Annotated in this window: 25 protein-coding genes; 13 read left to right on the top strand and 12 right to left on the bottom strand. The window is 71.6% G+C overall.

The window, feature by feature from the left end:
- Positions 1-2 precede the first annotated feature (2 nt).
- From AB0C35_RS12960 to AB0C35_RS12950, 3 genes are all read right to left on the bottom strand, one after another.
- On the bottom strand, positions 3-185 hold the full coding sequence (locus AB0C35_RS12960; protein WP_358454107.1) for a hypothetical protein: 183 nt from the start codon (positions 183-185) through the stop codon (positions 3-5).
- A gap of 80 nt (positions 186-265) precedes the next feature.
- Entirely contained in the window at positions 266-838 is a 573-nt protein-coding gene (locus AB0C35_RS12955) for a hemerythrin domain-containing protein (RefSeq protein WP_358454105.1), read from the bottom strand.
- 30 nt (positions 839-868) lie between these two features.
- Positions 869-2,074 (bottom strand): hypothetical protein, encoded by a 1,206-nt coding sequence (locus AB0C35_RS12950; protein WP_358454102.1) that lies wholly within the window; start codon positions 2,072-2,074, stop codon positions 869-871.
- Positions 2,075-2,416: 342 nt separating this feature from the next.
- On the opposite strand from AB0C35_RS12950, the gene AB0C35_RS12945 reads away from it, so the two are divergent.
- Complete coding sequence (locus tag AB0C35_RS12945; protein WP_358454099.1) at positions 2,417-3,850, top strand: MFS transporter; 1,434 nt, start codon at positions 2,417-2,419, stop codon at positions 3,848-3,850.
- Positions 3,851-3,927: 77 nt separating this feature from the next.
- Here AB0C35_RS12945 and AB0C35_RS12940 read toward each other — a convergent pair whose 3' ends face one another.
- Positions 3,928-4,602, bottom strand: a complete 675-nt coding sequence (locus AB0C35_RS12940; RefSeq protein WP_358454097.1) for an alpha/beta fold hydrolase — start codon at positions 4,600-4,602, stop codon at positions 3,928-3,930.
- A 64-nt stretch (positions 4,603-4,666) separates the two neighbouring features.
- Complete coding sequence (locus tag AB0C35_RS12935; protein ID WP_358454095.1) at positions 4,667-5,860, bottom strand: YbfB/YjiJ family MFS transporter; 1,194 nt, start codon at positions 5,858-5,860, stop codon at positions 4,667-4,669.
- Between the two features lie 79 nt (positions 5,861-5,939).
- On the opposite strand from AB0C35_RS12935, the gene AB0C35_RS12930 reads away from it, so the two are divergent.
- Positions 5,940-6,533 carry a TetR/AcrR family transcriptional regulator gene (locus tag AB0C35_RS12930; protein WP_358454093.1) on the top strand — a complete coding sequence of 198 codons (594 nt, stop codon included), beginning with the start codon at positions 5,940-5,942 and terminating at the stop codon, positions 6,531-6,533.
- 42 nt (positions 6,534-6,575) lie between these two features.
- Here the strand turns inward: AB0C35_RS12930 and AB0C35_RS12925 are convergent, their stop codons facing one another.
- A complete protein-coding gene (locus tag AB0C35_RS12925; RefSeq protein WP_358454091.1) occupies positions 6,576-8,975 on the bottom strand; it encodes a PQQ-binding-like beta-propeller repeat protein in 2,400 nt (799 codons plus the stop codon).
- A gap of 129 nt (positions 8,976-9,104) precedes the next feature.
- Between AB0C35_RS12925 and AB0C35_RS12920 the strand changes: the two genes are divergently transcribed.
- Positions 9,105-10,514, top strand: a complete 1,410-nt coding sequence (locus AB0C35_RS12920; RefSeq protein WP_358454089.1) for a radical SAM protein — start codon at positions 9,105-9,107, stop codon at positions 10,512-10,514.
- Positions 10,515-10,525: 11 nt separating this feature from the next.
- Here AB0C35_RS12920 and AB0C35_RS12915 read toward each other — a convergent pair whose 3' ends face one another.
- Entirely contained in the window at positions 10,526-11,161 is a 636-nt protein-coding gene (locus tag AB0C35_RS12915; RefSeq protein WP_358454086.1) for a DUF305 domain-containing protein, read from the bottom strand.
- Positions 11,162-11,353: 192 nt separating this feature from the next.
- Between AB0C35_RS12915 and AB0C35_RS12910 the strand changes: the two genes are divergently transcribed.
- Entirely contained in the window at positions 11,354-12,769 is a 1,416-nt protein-coding gene (locus tag AB0C35_RS12910) for a hypothetical protein (RefSeq protein ID WP_358454083.1), read from the top strand.
- A 98-nt stretch (positions 12,770-12,867) separates the two neighbouring features.
- Here the strand turns inward: AB0C35_RS12910 and AB0C35_RS12905 are convergent, their stop codons facing one another.
- Positions 12,868-13,467 carry a hypothetical protein gene (locus AB0C35_RS12905; RefSeq protein ID WP_358454080.1) on the bottom strand — a complete coding sequence of 200 codons (600 nt, stop codon included), beginning with the start codon at positions 13,465-13,467 and terminating at the stop codon, positions 12,868-12,870.
- 183 nt (positions 13,468-13,650) lie between these two features.
- Between AB0C35_RS12905 and AB0C35_RS12900 the strand changes: the two genes are divergently transcribed.
- The 3 genes from AB0C35_RS12900 to AB0C35_RS12890 are packed head-to-tail and all read left to right on the top strand — an operon-like array spanning position 13,651 to position 14,857.
- The gene (locus tag AB0C35_RS12900) at positions 13,651-14,133 is read left to right on the top strand and encodes a MarR family transcriptional regulator (RefSeq protein ID WP_358454078.1); all 483 of its coding nucleotides are present in this window, start codon (positions 13,651-13,653) and stop codon (positions 14,131-14,133) included.
- On the top strand, positions 14,130-14,531 hold the full coding sequence (locus AB0C35_RS12895) for a DUF202 domain-containing protein (RefSeq protein ID WP_358454075.1): 402 nt from the start codon (positions 14,130-14,132) through the stop codon (positions 14,529-14,531). Before AB0C35_RS12900 ends, AB0C35_RS12895 begins: the two co-directional genes overlap by 4 nt.
- Positions 14,528-14,857: a DUF202 domain-containing protein gene (locus tag AB0C35_RS12890; protein WP_358454072.1), complete on the top strand. Its 330-nt coding sequence runs from the start codon at positions 14,528-14,530 to the stop codon at positions 14,855-14,857. Before AB0C35_RS12895 ends, AB0C35_RS12890 begins: the two co-directional genes overlap by 4 nt.
- 61 nt (positions 14,858-14,918) lie before the next feature.
- On the opposite strand, the gene AB0C35_RS12885 is transcribed toward AB0C35_RS12890, so the two are convergent.
- Positions 14,919-16,460, bottom strand: a complete 1,542-nt coding sequence (locus AB0C35_RS12885; protein ID WP_358454069.1) for an APC family permease — start codon at positions 16,458-16,460, stop codon at positions 14,919-14,921.
- A 297-nt stretch (positions 16,461-16,757) separates the two neighbouring features.
- Here AB0C35_RS12885 and AB0C35_RS12880 point away from each other — a divergent pair, with 297 nt between their 5' ends.
- Positions 16,758-17,462: a type 1 glutamine amidotransferase gene (locus tag AB0C35_RS12880; RefSeq protein ID WP_358454066.1), complete on the top strand. Its 705-nt coding sequence runs from the start codon at positions 16,758-16,760 to the stop codon at positions 17,460-17,462.
- On the opposite strand, the gene AB0C35_RS12875 is transcribed toward AB0C35_RS12880, so the two are convergent.
- The 3 genes from AB0C35_RS12875 to AB0C35_RS12865 form a co-directional block, all read right to left on the bottom strand.
- A complete protein-coding gene (locus tag AB0C35_RS12875) occupies positions 17,439-18,164 on the bottom strand; it encodes a gamma-glutamyl-gamma-aminobutyrate hydrolase family protein (RefSeq protein WP_358454063.1) in 726 nt (241 codons plus the stop codon). The two genes, AB0C35_RS12880 and AB0C35_RS12875, sit on opposite strands and share 24 nt — an antisense overlap.
- A gap of 26 nt (positions 18,165-18,190) precedes the next feature.
- Positions 18,191-19,678: an aldehyde dehydrogenase gene (locus tag AB0C35_RS12870; RefSeq protein WP_358454060.1), complete on the bottom strand. Its 1,488-nt coding sequence runs from the start codon at positions 19,676-19,678 to the stop codon at positions 18,191-18,193.
- 63 nt (positions 19,679-19,741) lie between these two features.
- Complete coding sequence (locus AB0C35_RS12865) at positions 19,742-20,695, bottom strand: TIGR03619 family F420-dependent LLM class oxidoreductase (RefSeq protein WP_358454058.1); 954 nt, start codon at positions 20,693-20,695, stop codon at positions 19,742-19,744.
- Positions 20,696-20,822: 127 nt separating this feature from the next.
- Here AB0C35_RS12865 and AB0C35_RS12860 point away from each other — a divergent pair, with 127 nt between their 5' ends.
- Genes AB0C35_RS12860 through AB0C35_RS12840 form a run of 5 tightly spaced genes read left to right on the top strand, consistent with a single transcriptional unit; the run spans position 20,823 to position 25,407 of the window.
- The gene (locus tag AB0C35_RS12860; protein WP_358454055.1) at positions 20,823-22,271 is read left to right on the top strand and encodes an aldehyde dehydrogenase; all 1,449 of its coding nucleotides are present in this window, start codon (positions 20,823-20,825) and stop codon (positions 22,269-22,271) included.
- A complete protein-coding gene (locus AB0C35_RS12855; protein ID WP_358454053.1) occupies positions 22,259-23,164 on the top strand; it encodes a catechol 1,2-dioxygenase in 906 nt (301 codons plus the stop codon). Before AB0C35_RS12860 ends, AB0C35_RS12855 begins: the two co-directional genes overlap by 13 nt.
- Positions 23,165-24,034, top strand: a complete 870-nt coding sequence (locus AB0C35_RS12850; RefSeq protein WP_358454050.1) for a fumarylacetoacetate hydrolase family protein — start codon at positions 23,165-23,167, stop codon at positions 24,032-24,034.
- Between the two features lie 2 nt (positions 24,035-24,036).
- A complete protein-coding gene (locus tag AB0C35_RS12845) occupies positions 24,037-24,225 on the top strand; it encodes a ferredoxin (RefSeq protein WP_358454047.1) in 189 nt (62 codons plus the stop codon).
- Between the two features lie 3 nt (positions 24,226-24,228).
- Positions 24,229-25,407 carry an FAD/NAD(P)-binding oxidoreductase gene (locus tag AB0C35_RS12840; RefSeq protein ID WP_358454044.1) on the top strand — a complete coding sequence of 393 codons (1,179 nt, stop codon included), beginning with the start codon at positions 24,229-24,231 and terminating at the stop codon, positions 25,405-25,407.
- Positions 25,408-25,413 lie beyond the last annotated feature (6 nt).

Here is a 25,413-nt window from a genome sequence, read left to right as displayed (position 1 = left end):
GGTCATTCGAAGTCGTCGGGGTTGAACTCCTCCGGCCGCTGGCCGCCCGCGTCGCGAGGGGAGAGCAACGTGCCGCCGTCGCCGTCGTCGTCGTGGGGACGCTCCGGAGCCTGGGGGCGCGAGGCCTCCTCTTCGGTTTCGCTCTCGGCGCCTTCGAAGCCGCCGTCCGGGGTCTGCTCAGTCATGTCGCCTCTTTTCGACCGGTTGAAGCAATGGGGTCCGTGACGGCGGCCGGGTCGGCGCCCGGCCGCCGTCACGGGTGCGGTCAGCCCTTGTCGCGGGCGTCGCGGATCATGTCGCGGACGCGGTCCATGACCGCGACGGCGGGCCCGGCGAGCAGGTTCTTGGTCGCGCTCTCGGTGCCGGGATGGGGGTGGGTGGGCGCGGTCGCCTCGGCGGCGCGGACCGCGGCGGCGAACCCCCTGAGCTGCGCCGGGCTGAACTCGTCGCGCAGCCGGTCGAACTCGTAGCGCTCCTCGGCCCGGGCGTGGGTCAGCACGTCCATGCGCAGCTTGTCGATCGACTTCAGGAACCGCGGGTCGTCGGTGTCCATGCCGTCCAGCTCCGACAGCAGCTCCTTGGCCTCGCGCTCTTCGGCCAGCCGGTCGTCCACGATCCCGGCGCCGCCGGGCAGGCGCCGGGCCACGGGGTGGACGATCTCCTCCTCGGCGGTCTCGTGCACGGCCAGCAGCCGCACCAGCGCCCGGAACGCCTCCGTGCGCTCCCGCCCTTCGGATTGCATCACCTGATCGAACAGGTCCCGGATCCGGCCGTGCTGGGCCCGCAGCAGGTCCACGACGTCGGTCGTGGACGAGACTTGCGTCGTTGAGGTGCTCACAACGTTCTCGCTTTCTCGATGATCGGGCCGCTACCGGCGGGACTGGTCCCGCATGCTCGGGACGGGGTGGGGCCCTTCGGTCTCCAGCCGGTACTCGTCGCCGAACTTGTGCTGGTGGTCCTCGATGACCTGGTCGCTGGCCGGCCGCTCGGCGTTGATCTTGTCCTGGTACTCCTCGAACCGCTGGTGGGCCTCCTGGACGTAGCCGGTGCCGAGCGTCGTCCAGTCGATCTGGGTGGCCAGCAGCTCACGGACGAGCTGCTTGTTCGGCTCGAAGGTGACCGGCTCGGGCAGCGACGGCGCCAGGATGCTCTCCGGGTCGCGGCCGTCGTGGCGGCGCATCAGATCGCACGCGATCCGCAGGTGCTCCAGCTCCATGTTCAGGTGCAGCTCCCAGATCCCCTTGACGCGCGGGTCGGTCTCGGTCTGCATGAAGGAGTAGTACAGGTAGCACTCGTTGTACTCGTGGTTGACCAGCCGTTCCCACCACGTCTCGCCCGGGTCGACCAGCGATTCGTAGTGGGTGACGTGCTCCTCCTCGACCAGCCCGATCTCCTGGTAGAGCTGCCGGGCGATCGGCTCCATGTACACCGGGCCGACGTTCATGTAGAAGTTCATCGTCTGCTGCTCCGCCGACATGATCGTCAGCGCGTGCAGCTTCGACAGCGGCGCGGCTGCCTCACGGTCGTAGGGCTCGCGGACGTTGTCGATCGGGTGGCGGTGGTGCAGCCGCGTGGGCCGTCCCGGCATCGCCTCGGTGAGCTGATCGATGATCTTCTCCGCCTTGCGGTGCTCGATCATCTCGTAGAGGTTGGCGTACCGGTACAGGTGGTCGAAGTCCTCCAGCAGACCGAACTGATAGGCCTGCTTGAGGTACGGGTCGGGCTCCTGCCGCGCGACCCAGCCGGTCAGGTCGACCGCGACCTGCTCGTAGGCGATCGTGGTCTCCAGCACCGACGCCTGGCCGGGCAGCAGCCAGTTGACGACCTTCTGCTGCTGCTGCTCGATGTTCCGGACCTGCGCGAGTTGCTGTTTGACCTCCAGATCCGGGCAGACCCGGTTGAAGTGGTGGCTGAACATGATCGCTTCCACCTCGATGCCGTTCATCGCGATGATGCGGCACCGGGTGTAGGGATCGGAATGGTCGGGGTCGACGGGCGCGACGTCCAGCTGGCTCCAGTTGCGGAGTTGGTCGTCCAGCGGGATGCCGCGGTGTTCCAGCGGGTTGAACGCCACCGGGTTCACCTTCCTGTGAGAGCGGATCGGCATGACGCTCGGTGCGCGTACCCGCCACGATCCGTCCCGCACCAGGTCGGGCGACCAGCTTCAAGATCTTTATCCGGTGTTGGCCACGGCTCGAACGAACGCGCCGACTCGCCGCCCGGCACGTTCGCGGACGCCGGAGCGTTACCGAATCGCGTTCCGCGTCCCGTTGCGTTTCCGCCCCGCGCCACCTCTTAATAGAGGCGATGATGGAAACTCTGTTTCTCTAAGCGAAACATGGGTCGCTCCCGGGGGATCTCCCGATCGGGCTCCCGCACTTCTCGCACGGAGTCTCCACCGAGAGAACGGGGCACGATGAGCGCCACGACCGAACCACCAGCGGCCCCGCTCCCCACGATCACGGCCTATGCCGGGCGTCCGCCGGTCCCCGTCGATCCGGAGCGGGCCGCCCCGTTCGGATGGTGGCCGGCGATCTGCATCGGCCTCGTCGCGTTGATCGACCGGGTCGAGGCCAACCTGATGGCCGGGGCGCTGCCCCGCATCCAGGAGGAGTTCGGCTTCTCCGACACCGAGGGCGGCGCCATCGCCACCGCCGCCGCCCTGGCCGGGGTGGTGCTGCTCATCCCCGCCGGACGCCTCGCCGACCGCACCCGGCGGACCTGGACCATCGCCGCCGTGGTGGCGGTCTGGTCGGTGCTGACGCTGGGCAGCGGACTGGCGCAGTCGTACGCGACGCTGTTCGCGGTCCGGGTCTTCCTCGGCGGGGCGGGGCTGCTCTACAACCCGTCCGGCTCCAGCCTCATCGCCGACTACTACCCCGGCGCGGGCCGGGCCCGCGCGTACGGGCTGGAACGCTTCGCGTACTACTCCGGCCTGCCGCTCGGCATCATGGCGGGCGGCGCGCTGGCCCAGGCGTTCGGCTGGCGGACGATGTTCTTCGTGGTGGCCGTGCCGGGCGTCGTCATCGCGCTGCTCTGCCTGACCATCCGGGAACCGGTGCGGGGCCTGGGCGACCGCATCGAGGCCATGCGCGCCGACTCCGGCGCCTCGGACGCGGTACCGGACGCGCCCCCGGACCCGGTACCGGACGCGTCCCCGTCCGTGGTCTCGATCCAGAAGATGAAAGAGGCGGTCCGCGAGCCGCTGGCTCTTCAGTTGCGCACCCTGCTGGGGATCCCCACGCTGCGTTCGGTCGTGCTGGGGCTGACGATCCTGTTCTTCGGGCTCGGCGGCCTGTTCTTCTGGATGCCCAGCTACTACCAGCGGACCTACGACCTTGCCGAAGGCCCCGCGGCCGCCATCGCCGGGGGCGTGGGACTGGCGGGGATGGTCATCGGCACACTGCTCGGCAGCCGGTACGGGGACCGGCGCCACGGGCTGTCCCCCGGGTGGCGGGTCCACCTCGGCGCGATCGGCCTGGCGGTCGGCACCACGGGCCTGGCCGGGGCGGTCCTGATACCGGCGCTGCCCGGGCAGATCGCGTTCTACTTCCTGGCCAACACCGGCTTCTCCATCGCGATCCCCAACCTCACGGCGGCGACCGCCGACGTCGTCAGCGCCGGACGCCGGGGGCTGGGGTTCGCCGTGCTGCAGTTCCTGATCACGCTGGGCGGCGCGGCGGGGCCGCTGCTGGTGGGCGCGGCCTCCGACCTGACGGGCTCGCTGCGCGGCGCGTTCACGGTACTGCTGCTGCCGCTGCTGGCAGGCACCCTGGTCGTCTTCGGCGGCCGCCGGCACTACGACGCCGACGCCGCCCACGCCCTGCAAGGCGACGATCCACCCCCGTAGCCGACCACGCCGGAATGGTGGCCGGCCAGGACCTCTCGGAGCGGATCGTGCGGTCCCGGGCCGCGCCATCAAGGTGATCAGTCGGGTTCGACGGCGTCCAGCAGGGTCTTGAGGAGGTCCTGGGGCGCGTCCCGCATGAGGTTGTGGCCGCCGGCCAGTGCGTGCGCCGTCCAGCCCGGCTCCTCTCGCAGCCGCTCGTAGACGGAGGTGAACGGCGATGGGCCGTCCCATCCGGCCGCGTACACATAGACCTTGCGCCGGATGTGGGCGAGGTCGCCCGCCATTTGGAGCGGCTGCAGCAGCGAGGCGAGCGGGTGGGGTGTGGCGCGTGCGTCGAAGAACGGCAGCGGCCGTACCGCGTCGCCCGAGTCCACCACGTCCATGTACCAGCGCCGTTCCTGGTCGGTGACCAGGTTCCAGCAGGAGTCGCCGTGCCCGGGCACCATGGCGTCGACGTACACCAGGGAGGCGACGTGCCCCGGCGCGCGGTCGGCGGCGCCGGTGATCACCATGCCTCCGTAGCTGTGGCCGACCAGCACGGCGTCACGGATGTTCTCGGCCTCCAGCACGCCGGTGACGTCCCGGACATGGGTTTCGAGGTTCACCGCGCCGGGCCCCAGGTGGCTGCGTTCGCTAAGGCCCGTCAACGTCAGCGGATGGACGGTGTGCCCGTGGGCGCGCAGTCCCTCGGTGACCTCCTCGAAGCACCAACCGCCGTGGCACATGCCGGGGATGAGTACGAAGTTCGCCATCGTCCCGCCTCTCTGTCTTGTCGGGGTTTCGGGTCTTGCCGGGTATCGGGGAGGAGCGCCGGGGTCATGCGCGGCTCCGGGCGGTGCCGTGCGGCCGGCGGTCGCGTTCGCGGTGCCCGGCGGCGATGAGGGCCGCCGCGGCGCACAGGGCCGCGGTCCATCCGAGCGCGGCCTCGGTGGAGGTGTGATCGGCGATGACGCCCGCGATCCACGGCCCGGCCGTCTGCCCGGCCGCGAACACCGTGGTGAACGCGGCGAGCGTGGCGGTCCAGTCGGCGGGGGCGACGCGGTTCTTGATGAGGGCGGTGACGGCCGCGGGGACCCCCATGAACGTCGCCCCGTAGACCAGTGCGGACAGCAGGATGACCGGCGGCGCCGGTGCCGCCAGCGCCAGCGCCGATCCCCCGGCCAGGACGGCGAGCAGGGTCGTCAGGGCCCGCGTACCAGGCCACTGGGCGGTCGGGCGGCTCCACAGTGCGGGCGCCGCGACGACCGCCAAGCCCAGCACCGTCCAGGTCAGCACCACTTGCGCGAGTGAGGCGCCCCGGTCGGCCAGGTAGGCGGACAAGAACGTGATGTAGGTGATGTACCCGGCAGCGAACAGCAGGTAGGCCAGGGCCGGCCGCCACAGGGGCGTCACGCGGGGCCGCCCGCGCCCCGCGTCCTGGACGCCGCCCTCGGTGCCCGCCGCGGACCAGCTCACCGCGGTCGCCAGGACGGCGGCGACCGCCAGGCCGATCCAGGCCGGCCGCCAGTGCTCTCCCAGGGCGGGGATGGTCGCGCCGCTGACGACAATCCCCAGCCCCGTTCCGGCGAAGTAGACGGTGATGGGAAGTCCGGAGCCGGCCCGGGCGGCGATGCGCGAGGCGATCACTCCGCCGGTGATGAACACGGCCGCACCCGTCGCTCCGGCGAGGGCCCGCGCGGCCAGCAGTGCCGCGTACGCGTCGCTCACGGCGGTGGCGGCCAGCGAAACGGCCGTCAGCGCCATGCCCACGCGGAAGACCGTCGCGGCGCCCCGGTGGCGGACCAGCATCGCGGTCACGAGCGCGCCGAGGAGATAGCCAAGCCCGTTGGCGGTGCCCATCGCACCGGCCTCGGACAGGGTCCATCGCAGATCCTCCCGCATGGCCGGCAGGAGCAGTCCGTAGGCGAAGCGGGCCAGGCCCAGGGCCGAGGCCGTCCCGAGTGCCAGCCGGGCGGCCTGCACGGTGGCCTGTCTGGTGGCCGGCCTCGCGGCCTGCCCGGTACCGGTCATGTCGCCTCCAGAGATCGAACCGTTCGGTACGATCCGGGGACACTAGCAGTCAATCGAACCGACCGGTACCATCTGGGTCATGCCGGTCCCCAAAGGCTCGACCATCGACCCGGTGCGCACCCGCGCCGCCATCCTGGAAGCCGCCACGCCCGTGCTGTACGAGCGGGGCCTCGACGGCATCGGCGTCGCCGAACTGTGCGCGCACCTCGGAGTGTCCAAGGAGACGCTCTACCGGCACTTCGGCAGCAAGGACGGCCTCGTCCGGGCCATGCTGGAGACGCGCAGCGAACGGATCGCCCGCTGGCTGGCCGAGGCCATCGCGGCCGCCGGGCACGACCCCGCCGACCAGCTCGCCGCCGTGTTCGACGTCCTCCAGCAGTGGTACGACGACCCGGCCTTCCGCGGGTGCGCGGTGCTTAACGCCGCCGCCCAGCACCACGACCAGACCGTGCGGGCCATCACCGAACGGCACCTGGACCGCTACCTCGAACTCCTGACGGGCATTGCTGTGCGCGCCGGAGCCCCCGACCCGCACACGCTGGGGCGGCAATGGCTCATGCTGGTCGAAGGAGCCACCGCCGTCGCCGCGCACCACGACAAGGTGAGCGCAGGCGAGCACGCCCACCGGGCCGCGCTCGCCCTGCTGCCCGCCACCGCCGGCGCCCGGGGCTGACCCACCGGGAGGACCAGCAGGGGTCCGCAGCCGAAGGCCGGGTCAGGTGCCCTCACCGGTCGCGCCGTCGATGGCCTCCAAGGTATGGCCGTCGCGGACGTAGACGATTCCGGACGACACGACGACGGTGTCGTCGACCTCCATGTCCCGTCGCCAGCGTTCCCTTCCCGTTCCCGCGTCGAGGGCGACGAGCGCGTTGTCGTCCGGCTGGAAGCCGCGCTGCCGGAAGGAGGCGATATAGGCGGTGCGGGCGTCGGCCCATGCGACCTTCGCGCGCGAGCCGGTTCGCTTCGACCACCGGCGTTGGCCGTCCGTAAGGTCGATCGCCGACAACACCGTTCGCACGGTGGTGCGGAAAAGCTGGCGCTTGGTGTCGTCCCACCACACATAGGCGGTGTTCCCCACGACGAGGAAACCTCCGGAGGACTCCGTCGTGAGGGCGGACGTCCAACGCAGGCGTCCGTCCTCGGTGTCGAAGGCGTGGAGCCCGCCATCGCCGAGCACGTACAGGCTGGAGCCCGCGGCGGCCGTTTCGAAACCGCCGTCGGCGAGTTGAGGGTGCGGGTCCGAACCCGGGAATCGGACGTCCCAGCGCGTACGCCCGTTGCCGGCCGCATACGCTCGGACCTTGTACACTTCGTCGCCGTCGCGCGTGACCGTGTAGACGTTCGTGCCGTCGGCCGTCATGGCCCTGACGTTCTCCGTGGGAATGCGCCAGCTTTCGCCCGAGCCCATGGCCGCGGAGACCAGGAATCGTTCCTTCGACCCGTTTTCGCCGCGCTCGACCACGCTGACACGGCCGCCGCCGACCGCCAGGTCATTTCCGCAGGAGCTCAGGCCCAGCGTCTTGCTCCAGAGCCGCTTCCCGGCCGCCTCGAAGACGGAGAGCCGCAGCTGGTCGGTGGCGTCCTCCCGCCTGATCGGGTCCGCCACCACGACGCGGCCCGCGGAGTCCGGCCGTTCCGGCAGGCAGCCGTCTTCGCTCAGCGGGACCTGCCAGCGCCCTTTCCCCGAGCGCGCGTCGAGTGCTCGCAACCGCCCGGCGCTCCGGACGAGGAGCACGTCGCCGTACAGCCCGCCGGCGGCCTCTTCTTCACCCGTCTTGGACTCCCAGCGTTGACGGCCGGTCCGCGCGTCATAGGCGGCCGTCCCGTCCGCCTTGCCCACGTACACCAGCCCATCGGAAACGACGGCGCGTCCGCGCACATCGTCGACGGACCACGGCCTGAAGCCCGCGCCCTGTCCCGCGTCCCGCGAGGAGAGGACCACCACGACCGTGACCGCTGATGCGATGACCGGCAACAGCGCCCAACGCCGCCAACGAGCACGCGACAGGGATCTCGGGGACGAGGCAGGCGGCCAAGGATCGGACGTCCGCGTGGAACCCGGCCGAACCGTCCGCTCCGCCTCGGGCTCGGGCTCGGGCTCCGGCTCCGAGTCCGGCTCGGCCTCGCGCTCGGGCTCCGGCTCCGGCTCAGGGTCCGGGGCCGGCTCAGGGTCCGGGGCCGGCTCAGGGTCCGGGGCCGGCACGGGCTCGGGTTCCGGGTCCGGTTCGGGATCCGAGTTGGTGTAGGCGGAGGCTTCGGTGACGTACTCGTCGATCACCGTGCCGTACAGCCCGGCCCAGTCCACCTGGCCCGCCGACGCGATCGAGTCCGCCAGCGCCTCCAGGATCTCGTCCGGGCTGGGGCGTGCGGACGGCCGCTTGGCCAGGCAGCGGGCCACCAGGTCCCGTTGCGCCGCCGGGACCAGGGCCAGATCGGGCTGCCCTCGCACGACGCGGCGCAGGATCACGGGAAGCTCGCCGGTTCCGAACGGAGGGTGGCCGGTGGAGGCGAAGAACAGCACGCCCCCCAGGGAGAACACGTCGCTCGACGGGCCGATCTCTCTGCTCTCGGCCTGTTCCGGCGACATGTAGCCGGGTGTCCCGACCAGCCCGCCGAGCGTCGCCGGGCCGTCGAGCGCGTGCACGATCCCGAAGTCGATCACCCGCGGCCCGTCCTGGGCGAGCAGGATGTTGGACGGTTTGAGGTCCCGGTGGACCACCCCGGACGCGTGGACGGCCTTGAGCGCCTCCGCAAGCGCCGCCGCGAGCGCGGTGACCGAGGCCCCCGGCAGCGGTCCGCGCGTCCGGACGACGGCCCCGAGGTCGGGTCCCGCGACGTGCGCGGTCGCCAGCCAGGCCGGCCGGCTGCCGGTGTCGGCGTCGATGACGGGGGCGGTGTAGAAGCCGCTGACCGCCCTGGCGGCCCGGACCTCGCTCCGGAAGCGCTGCAGGAACCTCGGGTCATCGGTCAGGTGCGTGTGGATGACCTTGACCGCGACGAGCCGCCCCCCGGGAGAGCGGGCCAGGTAGACCAGCCCCATCCCGCCCGCACCGAGCCGCGCGAGCAGTTCGTACGAAGCGATGCGCGCGGGATCGGAGGGTGCGAGGGGCTCCATCCGAGCGACCCTTCTAGATCACCCCACACCGCGCAACCCCGTTGATCACCCGGGCCGAGCGCACAGGATCTTCACACGATCTGCACGGGACGAGCGCCACTGCAGCGGTTCGGCGTCGTCGAATGAAGCATGCGCGTGAAGATGATCCTGCCGGCCCTGACCGAGGCGACGTCGCCGTTCTTCCGTCCGATCAAGTACTCGCTGTTCCCGCCGCTGGGCCTCGCCACGCTCGCCGGATACCTCGATCCGGACGATGAGGTGACGGTGACCGACGAGCATGTGCAGAAGGTCGAGACCTCCGACGAGCCCGACCTCGTGGTGATCCAGGTCTATATCACCTCCGCACGGCGCGCCTACGAGCTGGCCGACCTGTACCGCGCCCGGGGCGCCCACGTCTGCCTGGGCGGACTGCACGTCACCTCGCTTCCCGACGAGGCGGCCCGGCACGCGGACACGATCTTCTGCGGGCCCGGCGAGGACACCTGGCCGCGCTTCCTCGCCGACTTCCGCGCCGGGCGGCCGGCGCCCCGCTACGACTCGTCCGAGCGGACGCTCGCGGGGCTGCCGCCGATCCGCCGCGACCTGATCGCCCGCGAGCGGTACCTGGTGCCGAACTCGATCGTCGTGTCGCGCGGCTGCCCGCACGTGTGCGACTTCTGCTACAAGGAGGCGTTCTTCGAGGGCGGCAAGTCCTTCTACACCCAGACCGTCGACGCCGCGCTCGCCGAGATCGACCGGCTGCCGGGGCGGCACCTGTACTTCCTGGACGACCACCTGTTCGGCAACGCCCGGTTCGCGTCCGCGCTGTTCGACGGGATGCGCGGAATGGGACGGCTGTGGCAGGCCGCGGGGACGGTGCAGGCGGTGCTGCGTCCCGGGCTGCTGGAGAAGGCGGTCGAGTCCGGGCTGCGCAGCCTGTTCGTCGGCTTCGAGACCGTCAACGCCGGCAATCTCACGGAGCAGCGCAAATGGCAGAACATCGACCGCGACTACGGCGCGGTGGTCCGCCGGCTGCACGACAACGGCGTGATGGTCAACGGCAGCTTCGTGTTCGGGATGGACGAGGACGATCCCGGCGTCTTCCACCGCACCGTCGAGTGGGCGGTCGGCCAGGGGATCGAGACCGCCACCTTCCACGTCCTGACCCCCTACCCGGGCACGCGCCTGTACGACCGCATGGCGAGGGACGACCGGCTCCTGCACTCCGACTGGGACAAGTACGACACCCGGACGGTCGTCTTCAAGCCCGCGAAGATGACCGCCCGGCAACTGGAGGACGGCTACTGGCGCGCCTACCGCGACTTCTACCGCTGGGGCTCGATCCTGCGCGGCGCCTCCGCCAAGCCGACCCTGCGCGGCAAGGCCAGGCACGCCGCCTACGCCGGGGGCTGGAAGAAGTTCGAGCCGGCGTGGGACCTGGTCATCCGCGCCAAAAGGGCAGGGCACGCACTCCCGCTGCTGGAGGCGATCCTGGCCGGCTTCGGCAGTCGTCCCGGGGGCCGGCGGCGTGAGGGCCGCCGCCCGACCTCGCACTCTTAGGAATCCGGTGGTCAGTCCGCCAGCAGTGCGCGCATGCGGCCGATCTCGGCCAGCTGAGTGGACTCGACGTCGCGGGCCATCTCCTGGACGGTGACGTCGGTGCCCTTGCCCAGGACGTCCTTGACCATGGTGATCGCCCCCTGGTGATGGGTGATCATCAGCGTCAGGTAGAGCTCGTCGAACGCGGCGCCGCGCGCGTCCCGCAGTTGCTCGATCTGCGGGGGTGTCGCCATCCCCGGCATGCCGGTGGTGTGCGCGCCGTGGTTGCGGCCGTGTGCCTTCAGGACGGCCTTGGGGTTCCGCTCCAGCCAGGACCGCATCGCCGCGATCTCGACCTTCTGCGCCGTGTCGATGCGGGAGGCCAGCGACCGCACCCGCTCGTCGGACGCCCGGTCGGGGGCCAGCGCGGACATCTCCAGCGCCTGCGCGTGGTGCGGGATCATCATCTGCACGAACACGACCTCGGCCGTGGTCGGCGGCGCGGCCTCGCGCGGGCCGGCGACCTTGGTCTCGTTGGGCTCGCCCGGACTGCCCGGAACCAGCACCGTCCTCGACGGGGCCGCCTCGGGATCGGCGCCGCCGCTGCAACCCGCCAGGGCGCCGGCGGCCATCACCGCCGTGATCGCCACCGCGATCCGGTTCCGCATCGAACCTCCCACGTCCGGCCGGCCCATCCGGACCGTATCCGCACACCAAGGTGTCACAAAAGAGCTTTTTGATATCAGGATGCCCACATATGCGCCCAGATCTATGCACCGACCCCAAAACGCTTCATAATTCTGAAGATCAACACCTGTTCACCGGGGGCCATGCAGACAAAGGAGTCAGGAGTGGCGCCAGTGCTCAAGCGAAGAACCGGACGCCGGACCCTCTTCAGTGTCCTCTCGGGCATCGTGCTGGTCATCTCGTCCGTGCTCGTCCCGGCGGCGTCGGCCGCCCAGGGCGATGACCCGATCACCAAGACCCCGAACATGCACCATCTGGCGAACATCCCGAAGCAGGGACCGCTCGCCGGACCCGACGCGTACGGCTCGGACTGGGCCTTCAAGGGCCGGTACGCCTTCGGCGGCAACTACGAAGGCTTCACGGTCTACGACATCAGCCGGCCCTGGGGGCCGGAGGTCGTCACGGTCGTGCACTGCCCCGGGTCCCAGAACGACGTGTCGATCGCCGGGGACCTGCTGTTCCTGTCGACGGACAGTTCGCGGAGCGACGACTCGTGCCAGTCGGTGCCCAAGCCCGCGACCGAGAAGTCGGCGTGGGAGGGCATCAAGATCTTCGACATCAGCGACGTGCGCAACCCGCGCTACGTCAAGGCCGTCGAGACCAAGTGCGGTTCCCACACCAACACCCTCGTCCCGGGCAAGCGCGGCACGGTCTACATCTACGTGTCCTCGTACCGTCCGGACGACACCTACCCCGACTGCCGGCCCCCGCACGACCTCATCTCGATCGTGAAGGTCCCGCTGCGGCACCCGCAGGCCGCGCACGTGGCGGCCGAGCCGGTGCTGTTCCCGGACGGCGGCAACCCCGGTGACCCGCAGGACACCCCGTGGCCCGGCAGGACCAGCGCCACCTCGGGCTGCCACGACCTGACCGCCTACCCCGACAAGGACCTGATGGCCGGGGCCTGCATGGGCGACGGCGTGCTGTTCGACATCTCCGACCCGCTCAAGCCGCGCACCATCACCAGTGTGCGCGACGACCGGAACTTCGCGTTCTGGCATTCGGCGACGTTCAACAACCGCGCCAACAAGATCGTCTTCACCGACGAACTGGGCGGCGGCGGCGCCGCCACCTGCAACGCGGAGGTCGGGCCCGAGAAGGGCGCCAACGCCATTTACGACATCGTCGGCAAGGGCGACCACCGCACGCTGAAGTTCCGCAGCTACTACAAGATCCCGCGGCACAACACCGACGCCGAGAACTGCGTGGCGCACAACGGCTCGCTGATCCCGGTGAAGGGCAAGGACATCATGGTGCAGGCCTGGTACCAGGGCGGCATCTCGGTCATGGACTTCACCAACTCCCGCAAGCCCAAGGAGATCGCCTGGTTCGACCGCGGCCCGTGGTCGGAGGAACTGGCGATCGCCGGCCCGTGGTCCGCGTACTACTACAACGGCTACATCTACGCCAACGAGATCCAGCGGGGCCTGGACGTCATCGACCTCCGGGACCGCCGCACCGACCGGGCCAAGCGCGTCAGGCTCGACGTGCTCAACGCCCAGTCCCAGCCGAACTACTACGACGACTGATCTGACCGGACGACCGACCTGACCGGAAGGGCCTCGGCCCCGCGGAGCACCGAGCTCGGCGGGGCCGACGGCATGATCCACCGCGCCCGGCGCTCGTGTCAGGACTCCCGGAGGAACCTCATGAACCAGTGCCCGCTGAGGTGGTCGGCCTTCGTGAAGAACGGATGGTCCGGATCGGCCATCTGGCGGAACAGGAACTCCGTGGCCGTGCACTCGAATCGGCCCGTCTCGACGAGCCGCCTGTAGTCGCTCGGCAGGGGCGTGCCCAGGCGGGACTCGACCGCGGCCCAGTCGGGCGCGGGCACCGGTGACGGTATCCCTCCCGTGATCGCGACCAGCCGGTCCACCCAGGGCATCCCGGCGGGAAGCTCGTCCGGGTGCGGCATGTTCCGCTCCGCGACGGCCAGGACCGGCCGGCCGTCCGGGCCCCGCCCGAGCGCGGCCGCCCGCTCGTCCCATATCCACGTGTGCGTCCAGCCGGCCTGCTCCGCGAGGGGCAGCGGCGGGAGCCCCCCGGCCTGGGTGAACGGGCGCGAGTACCGCTGGGTGAGCTTCTCCACCAGGCCGTCCACATCCGTGCCCTCGGGGACCGCCAGGCAGGTATGCCCGTCCGGATGCCCGGCCTCGTCACAGCTCAGCTCGGCGGAACCCGCCGACATGAGGCGGGACACGGCCGCCATCGGCTCTTCACCGTTCATGGGGAGCAGCCAAGCACCCCGCACCGACAACACGCCTGCCGTTCGCGCGGTCCGGGAACGGCAGCCGCCCCTCGGGCCAGGTCACCCGACGCGTTCTGCGGGACTGCCGGTGGGGTTCATGTCGGGCGCTCCTTCTGAGGGCCGAGTACAGCCGGTACTCTCATTTCTGGAGGCTACGACATAGTGAAGCAACTTCACAATGATGCGAGTTCAGAAAATAGGGACGGCGGTGCCACCGAGGCGGGGCATGCGCTGGAGAAGCTGTTCGCGCTGGCGGTGGTCACGCACCAGTTCATGGAGGCCGGGCTGACCGCGCGCGGGCTGTCGCGGGCGCGGGCGACGGTGCTGTGGAACCTGCAGAACACCGGTCCGATGACCCAGCGTGCGCTGGCCGCCGCGATCGGGGTCAGCCCGCGCAACATCACCGGGCTGGTGGACGCGCTGGAGAACGACGGCTTCGTCGCCCGCGCACCGCATCCCGGCGATCGGCGCGCCACGCTGGTGGACCTCACCGACCGGGGCCGCGACACCGTCGGCAGCCTCAGCGGTGAATACGACGAGGGCGCCGCGCGGCTTTTCGCGGGCCTGGCCGACAGGGACCTGGCCGGGTTCGTGACCACCGTCGACCACCTGCTGGAACGCATCGGCCAGGAGACCTGCGCGTGAGCGAATCCGAACCGTCCGGGGCCGAAGGCGGGGAGGGCGCGCCGGGGCGTCCGCGCGAGAGCGAGCCGGACGCGCGGTTCACCTTCGCCAACGAGCGGACGTTCCTGGCCTGGAACCGCACGGCGCTCGCCCTGATCGTCGCCGGGCTGGCCATCGTGCAACTGCTGCCGCCGTTCCCCGGGCTGCCGTGGGGCCGACACCTGCTGGCCGTCCCGCTGATCGTCTTCGGCGCCGTCCTGTCCATCGGCGGTTTCGCCGAGTGGGGCCGCAACCAGCGTGCGCTGCGGCGGGGAGAGCCGCTGCCGCGGTCGCCGCTCCCCCGGATGCTCTCCGTCGCCATCGCGGCCGTCGCGCTGCTGGCCGCCGTCCTCGTCCTGCTGTCGGAGGCCGTCGAGTGACTTCCGGGGGCCTGGACGACCCCGAGGACCTCGATCCCGGGCTGGCCCGGGAACGCACGGAGCTGGCCTGGTTCCGGACCGCCGTGTCCTTCGCGGCCCTCGGCGGCGCCATGCTCCAGACCACCCCCGTGATCGGCGGGCTCATCCTGGGCATGAGCGCGCTGGTCCATCTGCTGGGCCGCGTGACGCGTCCGGCCGGACGCGTCGCCGGGCACGAGCGCCGCCACGCCCTCCTGCTGATCAGCGCGGCCGTGGCCCTGGTGGCCGCGGTCGCGCTCGCAACGATCTTCCTCGCGTCCGACAGCCTGTTCCCGCTGCGACGCTGAGGAGGCGGCGGACGCGGCCCGCCCGGGACGGGTCCTCCCGGGCGGGCCGCGAGGACGGGCGTCAGGTCACGAGGTCGGCCATCGCCTCGGTGTTCTTGCCGCGGCGCAGCGTCCCGACCGCCATCCCCGCCGCGAGGACGAGGAACGGCAGCGCCACCAGGAACCATCCCAGCGCCGACAGGCCCCACGACTGGGCCGCGGGGTCGACGCCCTCGGCCGCCGTCCCGGCAAGCAGGCCGAAGCGCGACACGAGCAGGTACATTCCGAGCGCGAGGCCGACGATCGCGACGGCGGGCGCGACCAGGGTGCCCCACACACGCGCGGCGCCGCCCTCCCGGCGGAAGTATGCGATCACGGCGATGGACACGAGGATCTCCACCAGGACGATCGCCAGCACCGCCAGTGCGCTGAACCAGGAGAACATGTGCAGCACCGGATCGCGGTCGGTGACCCGGAACAGAAGAACGACGATCAGCGTCGTCGCCGCGACGGCGGCGGTGCCGAGCACCGGCGCGCCGCGTCCGTTGACCCGGCCGAGGGCGGCGGGCAGCACCCCGGCGCGCGCCATCGAGAAGAAGTAGCGCGCCGCGCTGTTCTGGAAGGCGAGAAGTCCCGCGAAGAGGCTGGAGAGCACCAGCCAGCTCATCACCGTCGCCAGCCAGCCGCCGACGTACTCGGTGGCCACGCCGAAGATGACCGCGGCGGGGTCGGCCAGCGGGGTTCCCTCCACGGAGGAGATCTCGGCGACGCGGTCGCGGACCGTTTCGCTGCCGAGGCCGCTGACCACCGCCCACGAGGTGAACGCGAACAGCACCGCGATCAGGGAGACGGCGATGTAGGTCGCGATGGGGACGCTGCGCTTGGGGTCCCTGGTCTCCTCGCCGTAGATGGCGGTCGCCTCGAAACCGATGTAGGACGCGAAGGCGAAGGTGAGTGCGATGCCCGCCGAGCCCGCGAAGCCGCCGGCGAAGACGCTGCCGGGTGAGAACGACGAGCCGAGCGACATGCCGTCCGGTCCTCCGCCGTGGAAGAGGACGGCCACGGCCACGATCGCGAGCGACAGTACTTCGAGGAGCATCAGCAGGCCCAGCACCTTGGCTCCGACGTCCACGCTCAGCGCGGACAGGCCCAGCACCAGGGCCCAGGCGATCAGCACCCAGATCCACCAGGCCAGGTCGATGCCCAGCTCGGCGTTCATCTGGCCGGCCATGACGGCCCCGAAGAACCCGTAGATCGCGAGCTGGATCGCCAGGTAGGCGAGCAGGGAGACGAACGCGGACCCCACGCCGGGGACGACGCCGAGCCCTCGTCCGACGTAGGCGAAGAACGCGCCGGTGTTCGTCACCCGGTGGCTCATCGCGGAGTACCCGACGCTGAAGACGAGCAGGATGATCCCGACGACCAGGTAGGCGCCGGGGACCCCCGCGCCGTTGCCGAGGACGATGGCGATGGGGACGGCACCGGTCATGCCAACGAGGGGTGCGGCCGCGGCGACGACGAAGAAGACGATGCCCGCGATTCCGAGTTTGTTCTTCGCGAGGCGGCTCGCGCTCGCATCGGCCGGGTCGGCGTCTCGCAGACCCGTTCCGCTCTGATCGGTCATACCCCTCACAGTCCTTTCGATCGACCGCGCACGCGTTGGCGTGACGCGGATCATACGGGGCCAAACGACTTTTGGAAATACCTCGTCATCCCGGGCGGCCGGCGGCCGATGGCGCCGGAGTGTTCGTTCGGAGGGTCGAAGGGGTCGAAGGTGCCCTAAAGAATGTTCGGGCTCAAACGACCTGTCAAGAGGTCGCGCGGATCACACGCGGCCGCATCGGGCCGCCGTGGGGAGCGGCCGCCCCGGTCGGATATTGTTTGGGAGCAAATGGATCTGGGACGGCCGAACGGAGGGCGCATGCGGGCACTGGTCGTCGAGCACGATGCGATGTCCCCGATCGGGCCGATCGGGGACCGGCTGGTCCAGCACGGGTTCGAGGTCACGGAGCTGGTCGTCGTGCCGGCCGAGCGGCATCACAGCCCCGGCGTGGAGATCGCCTTCCCCGAACCGTCGGAGTCCGACCTCGTCGTGGTGATGGGCGCGCCGTGGTCCGTCGACGACGAGGCGGCGATCGGTCCCTGGATCACCGACGAGCTGGCCATGCTGCGCAAGGCCCACACCACCGGGGTCCCGGTCCTCGGCATCTGCTTCGGCGGGCAGGCCCTCGCGACGGCGCTCGGCGGCGGGGTCGAGCGCGCGCCGCGTCCCGAGATCGGGTGGGTCGAGATCGAGACGGACGAGCCCGCGCTGGTCGGACCGGGTCCGTGGTTCCAGTACCACTTCGACCGCTGGGTCATGCCGCCGGGCGGCATCGAGATCGCCCGCGACGAGGTGGGCCCGCAGGCGTTCCGCATCGGGCGGAGCCTCGGCGTCCAGTTCCACCCCGAGCTCACGGTGCGCGAGCTGGAATCGTGGCTGGCCAACGGCGCCGAGAAGGACATGCGGGGGCTGGGACTGGATCCCGCGGCGGTGCTCGACCGGACCCGGGCGCTGGCTCCCGAAGCCGAACGCCGCGCGCACGCCTTCGTGGACGCGTTCCTACGCCACGCCCGCCTCCGCTGAGCGCGCCTCCGCCGCGCTCGACGCCCGGACGAGGGCGGTGAAGAGGGCCTGCTGGGACGGGTCGTCCGCCGCGGTGTCCTCCGGATGCCATTGGACGCCGAGGAACCAGCCCGTCGCGTCCGGGAGTTCCATGGCCTCGATCGTGCCGTCGGCCGCCCGGGCGGTGACCACGAGGCCGGTCCCGGGGGTCTCGATCCCCTGATGGTGGTAGCAGGAGACGGCCGGTTCCCGGGTGCCGCCCGTCCTGGCCAGCAGCGAGCCGGACGCGACCGTGACCCGGTGCGTGACGTGGCGGTGGTCGGGTTCCATGTGCTGGCGCAGCGTCCCGCCGGTCACGACGTTGACGACCTGGAGGCCCCGGCAGATCGCCAGCGTCGGCAGCCCGGCGGCGAGGGCGTGCCGGGCGACGGCCAGGTCGAAGGCGTCCTGGTCGTCGTCGACGTCGTACAGGGCCTCGTGCTCGTCGGCCACCCCGTAGTGGCGCGGGTGCAGGTCGCCGCCGCCGGGCAGCAGAACGCCGTCGCAGCGCGCCAGGCGTTCTGCGGCGTGCGCCGGGGCGGCCGGGTGCATGATGAACGGTTCGCCGCCGCCGCGCCACACCGCCTCGACCAGCGCACGGGCCGCGACCTCGGCGGCGTACCGCAGCGCCGACGCTCCAGCGGAGAAACGAGCCGGGACGGCGATCAGCGGGCGATTGTTCATCGGGCGGGTGCTCATCGCGCGGGCGTTCACAGTGCGAGCCAGGTGGTTTTGAGGTCGAGGTACTTGTCGAGGGCGTGCAGTGACTTGTCGCGGCCGTTGCCGGACTGCTTGACGCCGCCGAACGGGACGCTCATGTCGCCTTCCTCGTAGCAGTTCACCCACACGGTGCCGGCCCGGAGCGCACGCGAGACCCGGTGCGCGGTCGTCAGGTCCGAGGTCCAGACCGCGGCGGCGAGGCCGTAATCGGTGTGGTTGGCCAGCCGCACGGCCTCGTCGACGTCGTCGAACTCCAGCACGGCCAGCACCGGGCCGAAGATCTCCTCGCGCGCGATCCGCATGCCGGGTTCCACCCGGTCGAAGACGGCAGGGCGCACGAAGTACCCGTCCCCGCCGATCGCGGAGCCGCCGGCGCGCAGGCGGGCGCCCTCGGCGTCGCCGGCCTTCACGTACGACAGGACGCGGTCGCGCTGGCGGGCCGAGACCTGCGGGCCCATCTCGGTGGCCGGGTCGAGTGGGTCCCCGACGACCAGGGACCGCGCGCGGGCGACGACCCGGTCGAGGACCCGGTCGGCCACCGAGCGGTGGACGAGTAGGCGGGACGGCGCGGTGCACATCTCGCCGGCGTTGAAGAAGATGCCCCAGGCGGCGGTGTCGGCGGCGGCGTCGAGGTCGGGCGCGTCGGGCAGGATGATGTTGGGCGACTTGCCGCCCAGTTCGAGCCAGACCCGCTTGAGGTTGGAGTCCGCCGCGTACCGCAGGAAGTGGCGGCCGACCTCGGTGGAGCCGGTGAAGGCGATGACGTCGACGCCGGGATGCCCGCCGAGCGCCCGCCCGGCGATCTCGCCGTGGCCGTTGACGACGTTGAGCACCCCGTCCGGGAGCCCGGCCTCGGCGGCCAGCGACGCCAGGTGCAGGGCGGACAGCGGCGATTCCTCGGCGGGTTTGAGCACCACCGTGCAGCCCGCCGCCAGCGCCGGCGCGACCTTCCAGGCGGCCATGGTCAGCGGGAAGTTCCACGGGACGACGGCGCCGACCACGCCTGCCGGCTCGCGGGTGACGAGGGCCAGGGACGCCGCGTCGGTGCGGGGCGATTCGTCCACGAGTTTGTCGGCGACCTCGGCGTACCAGCGCAGGCAGCCGAGGAGGGCGCGGACCTCGATGCCGTCCGCGTCGGCGACGGGTTTGCCCATCTCCAGGGAGACGAGCAGGGCGAGGTGTTCACGGTCGCGTTCGACGAGGTCGGCCAGGCGCAGGAGTCCGGCCTTGCGGTCCGCGGGGGCGAGCCGGGGCCACGGGCCGTCGTCGAAGGCGCGCCGCGCCGCCGCCACCGCGTCGTCCACGTCGGCGGGTCCGGCGGCGGCCACTTCGGCGATGGTGCGGCCGTCCCGTGGGGACACGACGGGGAACGTGGCTCCGTCCCGGCTCGGGACGAAGGCCCCGCCGATGTGGTGGCCGGTGTGCGGCGCGAGCCGCGCGGCCCGCATGCGCCACTCCTCGTAGGGGACGTCGGTCATGGCCTCTCCCTTCAGGAGCCGAGCAGTGTCATGAAATCGAGCGGTGTCAGGAGGCGAGCGGTGTCAGGACGCGAGCAGGGCGTCGGTGCGTTTGACGACCTCGCGGCAGAAGGCGCCGACGGCGTCCGGATCGTCGATGAACTGCGAGGGCTTGACGCAGAAAGTGGTGAATCCCTGGGCGAGCTGCTCCGGGATGCTCTCCAGCGCGGGCGCGAGCGGGGCGCAGGAGTGGTCGTCGGGGAAGGCGGGCCGGGTTCCGCCGATCATTTCGAGGGCGGTCGCGTCGCGGCCCGCGCCGGCCATGGCCGTCCGCAGGCGCGCGAGTTCCTCCGGGGCGGGTCTGCCGAGCGGGTGGAAGCCGTGTCCGTACCGCACCAGGCGGTCCAGCATCCTGGCGTGCAGCCGCTGCCCGCCGAACCACATGCGGGGGCCGTCGGGCCGGTGGGCGCGCGGCTCGAAGTACACGTCCTCGAACCTGTAGTGCCGCCCCTGGTAGGAGACCGGGGAGCCCTGCCAGAGCAGGTTCCAGATCTCCAGGTGCTCGTCCAGCAGGGCGCCGCGGTTCTCGAAGGGCACGCCCAGGGCCGCGTACTCGTCGCGGCTCCAGCTCACGGTGGGCTGTACCACCAGGCGTCCTTCGGAGATCAGGTCGAGCGTGCCGAGGTCGCGGGCGAGCGCGAGCGGATGCCGGAGCGGGGCGAGCACCGCGGCCGCGGCCAGCCGCAGCCGGGAGGTGACCGAGGCGATCGCCGCGAGGAGGGTGAGCGAGGACGGCCACGGCGTGCGGGGGTCCTGGTTGCCCGGCAGCGCGTACTCGCGCGGGTTCCCCATGACGCCGCCGGCGCCGGCGTCCGGGCCGAGGACGATGTGCTCGCTGATCATGACGGCGTCGAAGCCGGCGTCCTCGGCCTCGCGCGCCCAGCGGATCAGGGCGGGCAGGTCGCGGCCGCCGGTCAGCGTCCAGTTCTCGCTGAGCACGAGCACGAAGCGCGGAGTCTTCGGACCGTCGCCGGTCACGGGCGCCTCCCTCCGATAGGATTCGTTTGATCCCAAACAGTAGCGCGCGGACGCGCCGGCCGGAATGTTGACCTGACGATCCGGTTCTCCTAGTTTATTTGGGACCAAACGAACTGGAGGTGCCGCTATGGCAGAGGTCGCGGGCGTCACCGTCGACACCGGCCACTGGATCGGCGGTGAACGGGTCGGCTCCGCCGCCGCGTTCACCGACCTCTCCCCCATCGACGAGCAGCCGATCGCCGAGGTCGCGCGGGGCGGGCCCGCGGAGGCGGACGCCGCCGTGACCGCCGCCTCCAGGGCGTTCCCCGCCTGGGCGCGCACGAGCCGGGAGGACCGGGCGCGGACACTGCACGCGATCGCCGACGGCATCGACGAGCGCGTCGAGGAACTCGCGCAGGTCGAGACGGCCGACAACGGGGCGCTCATCCGGTCCCACCGGCGCGGGGTCATGCCGCGCGTCGCGCACAACTTCCGGTTCTTCGCCGACCGGCTGCTGCGCCTCGGACACGACGACTTCGAGACCCGCGGCCACCGCAACCACGTCGACTGGGACCCGGCCGGGGTCTGCGCGCTGATCACCCCGTGGAACGCGCCGCTCATGCTGGCCACCTGGAAGGTCGCCCCGGCGCTGGCCGCCGGGAACACCGTCGTGCTCAAACCGGCCGAATGGTCCCCGCTCACCGCGTCGCTGCTGGCCGACATCGCCGCCGGGGCCGGGCTGCCCGACGGCGTCCTCAACGTCGTCCAGGGGACGGGCGCGGAGGCGGGCGCGGCCCTCGTCGCCCACCCGGGCGTGCGGAGGATCAGCTTCACCGGCTCGGTGCCGACCGCGCGGAGCATCTCCGCCGCCGCGGCGCCCAACCTCACGCCGCTGTCGCTGGAACTCGGCGGCAAGTCCCCGCTGCTGGTCTTCGCCGACGCCGACCTGGACCTCGCCGTCGACCTGGCCGTGGAGCAGTACGACAACGCCGGGCAGGTCTGCCTGGCGGCGACGAGGCTGCTCGTCGAGGCGTCCATCGCCGAGGAGTTCACCGGGCGGCTCCTCGACCGGGCGGGACGTCTCGTCCAGGGCGACCCGCGCGAGGAGAGCACCGACATCGGGCCGCAGATCCACCGGCGGCACGTCGAGCGCGTGGACGGATTCGTGCGGCGGGCCCTCGGCGACGGCGCGCGGGCGCTGATCGGCGGCGGCCCCAACACCGGCCTCGGCGGCCTCTACTACCGGCCCACCCTGTTCACCGAGGCGCCCGAGGGCAGCGAGATCCTCACCGAAGAGGTCTTCGGGCCCGTCCTGACGCTCCAGACGTTCGAGACCGAGGAGCAGGCCGTCGCGATGGCCAACGGCACCCGGTTCGGGCTCGCCGCCACCCTCGCGACCGGCGACCCCGAACGCGCCGCCCGCGTCGCGGGGCGGCTGGTCGCCGGGACGGTGTGGGTGAACTGCTTCTTCGTCCGCGACCTGCGGGCGCCGTTCGGCGGCTCCCGCCAGTCCGGCGTCGGGCGCGAGGGCGGCGACTGGAGCTTCGACTTCTACTGCGATGTGAAGAACACGGTGATGGCCCCATGGGAGAAGTAGTCGGCGCCGGCCTCCTGGCCCACGTCCCCACGATCGTGCTGCCCGAGGTCACCCGCCGCGAACTGAACCACGGCGAGGACTTCACCCTGGTCGACGGCCTGAAACGGCTGAGGGCCGACGTGTTCGGTCGGGTGGAGGACTACGACACCGTCGTCGTCCTCGACTCCCACTGGGCCACCACGGTCGAGTTCGTCGCCACGTCCCACCACCGGCGGGCCGGGCTGTTCACCTCCGAGGAACTGCCGCGCGGCATGTGCCGCATCCCCTACGACTTCCCCGGCGACCCCGAGCTGGCCAACGCCGTCGCGGGCTACGCCGACGAGCACGGCACCTGGATCACGCCGATCGACGACCCGTACCTGCCGATCTTCTACGCCACCGTCAACCTCTGGACGTACCTGGGCGTACGCGACGACCCGTACCTGGAGCTGGACGGCAAGCGCTGGATGTCGATCGGCGTGTGCCAGACCGCCGACACCGAGGACTTCCTGCGGCTCGGCCGGGCGCTCGGCGACGCGATCGCCGCCACCGACCGGCGGGTCCTGCTCATCGCCTCGGGCGCGATGTCGCACACGTTCTGGCCGCTGCGGCAGATCCGCGACCACGAGGCGGCCGACCCGGCGCACATCTTCACCCCCGAGGCGCGCGCCGCCGACGAGGAGCGGATCGCGTGGCTGACGGACGGCGACCACGCCCGCGTCCTCGACACGATGCCGGAGTTCCTGCGCTTCAAGCCGGAAGCCCAGTTCGGCCACTACCTGATGATGATCGGCGCCCTGGGCGAGCGGGCCTGCACCGCCCCGGGACGCCTCTACAGCGAGTACGAGAACTCCGTCGGAACCGGCCAGGTGCACATCTGGTTCGACCGGCCCGAGAACGGATGGACCGCCTAGATGGACGAACACCTGCCCGAGCGCCCGACCGAGTACCGCAGGATCCTGCTGGACGGCGCCGACGTCCAGGTCGTCCGCGAGGGCGACGACCTGGTCGCCGCCGACGGCCGCCGGGTGCGCGCCGAGGACGCCGTGCACCTGCCGCCGTGCAGGCCGACCAAGGTGATCGCGGTGCACCTCAACCACCGCAGCCGCGTGGAGGAGTTCCAGGCCCGGCTGCCCGCCGCGCCGACCTACTTCCACAAGCCGGTCTCCGCTCTGAACGCGCACGGCGGCGCGGTCGTCCGCCCCGAGCGGTGCAAGTACCTCAACTACGAGGGCGAGATCGCGATCGTCATCGGCCGGACCTGCCGCAACATCGCCCCCGCGGACGCGGCCGCGTACATCGCCGGTTACACGGTGGCCAACGACTACGGCCTGCACGACTTCCGCGACACCGACGCCGGCTCGATGCTGCGGGTCAAGGGCTCCGACACGCTCTGCCCGCTCGGCCCCGGCCTCGTCACCGGCTGGGACTTCCGCGGCAAGTACCTGCGCACCTATGTGAACGGCGAGCTGGTGCAGGACGGCGGCACCGACGAGATGGAGTGGGACATGCACTATCTCGTCGCCGACATCGCCCGCACGATCACCCTCCACCCCGGGGACGTGCTGCTGTCGGGGACGCCCGCCAACTCGCGTCCCGTCCGGCCGGGGGACGTGGTCGAGGTCGAGGCCGAGGGGCTGGGACGGCTGCGCAACCACATCGTGGCCGGTCCCGTCCCCGTCCGGGACGACTGCGGTGCGCAGCCCACCGAGTCCGAAGAGGTCGTCTCCACCGCTTTCGGCGGTGACTGGGAGTTCCGCGGCGTCCGCGCCCCGAGGAGGTAGCCATGAAGGTCATCGTCGACATGGACAAGTGCCAGGACCACGGGCAGTGCGTGTTCGCCGCGCCCGAGGTCTTCCGGCTCAACGAGGCCGGGCATCTGGAGTACGAGAGCGCACCCGGCGACGCCCTGCGCGACGCGGTGGAGGAGGCGGCCGACGTCTGCCCCCTCCAGGCGATCACGGTCGAGGACTAGGCGGTGCCCGGCGCAGAGGGGGGACGCGTCGTGGTCGTCGGCGCGTCCCTCGGCGGGCTCCGGGCGGCCGAGCAGCTGCGCGCCGCCGGCCACACCGGCGAGGTGACCGTCATCGGCGACGAGCCGCACCCGCCCTACAACCGGCCGCCCCTGTCGAAGGAGGTCCTCGCAGCCGAGGTGTCCTTCGACCGGGTGGCGTTCCGGATGCGGGCCGGCGTCGCCGACGTCGGCTGGCGCCTCGGGACGGCGGTCACCGCGGCCGACCTCGCCGCGCGCACCGTCCGGCTCGCCGACGGGACGGAGATCGCCTACGACGCCCTGGTGATCGCCACCGGCCTGCGCCCGCGGCGGCTGGCCGTCCCGGGGACGGGTCCGTCACGGCATGTCGTGCGGACGCTGGACGACGCCGCCGCCCTGCGCGCACGCCTGCGCCCGGGGACGCGGCTGGCCGTGGTCGGGGCGGGCTTCATCGGATGCGAGGTCGCCGCGACCGCCCGTACGCTCGGCGCGGACGTCACCGTGGTCGCGCCCGAGAGCGAGCCGATGCTCCGCCCGCTCGGCCCGGACCTCGGAGCCGAACTTCGCCGCCGCCACGGGGAGCGCGGTGTGCGGTTCCTGCTCGGCCGCACGATCGCCCGCTTCACCGGGGACGGGCTGGAGCTGTCCGACGGCTCGGCGGTGCCGGCCGATGTCGTCGTCGAGGCCGTCGGGTCCGTGCCGTGCGTCGAATGGCTGGAGGGCAACGGGCTCGACCTGTCGGACGGCGTGCTGTGCGACGGCGCGCTGCGGGTCGAGGGACGTCCCGAGGTGGTGGCCGTCGGAGACGTCGCCCGGTTCCCCAACCCCCGGTACGACGACGTCCCACGCCGGGTGGAGCACTGGAGCATCCCCACCGACACCGCCAAACACGCGGCGCGCACCCTTCTCGGGCAGGACGTGGGGCCGTTCATGCCGCTCCCCTCGTTCTGGAGCGACCAGTACGGCATGCGGCTCCAGTCGTTCGGCGCACCGAACCTTGGCGACGGCGACATCCGCGTGCTGGAAGGCGACCTCGGCGGTGAGGTGGTGCTCGGGTACCACCGCGACGGCAGGCTGGTCGGTGTCGTGATGATCGGCTGCACCCGCTCCCAGGTCGGCTACCGGAAGCGGCTGCTGGACGACGTCCGGACTCCCACGTCCTGATCGGAC

Origin of the sequence: Spirillospora sp. NPDC048819, assembly GCF_040650055.1 — a bacterium.
GTDB lineage: Bacteria > Actinomycetota > Actinomycetes > Streptosporangiales > Streptosporangiaceae > Spirillospora.
Note: the sequence above shows the minus strand (reverse complement) of the source record. Positions and strands in the feature narration are given on the sequence as shown.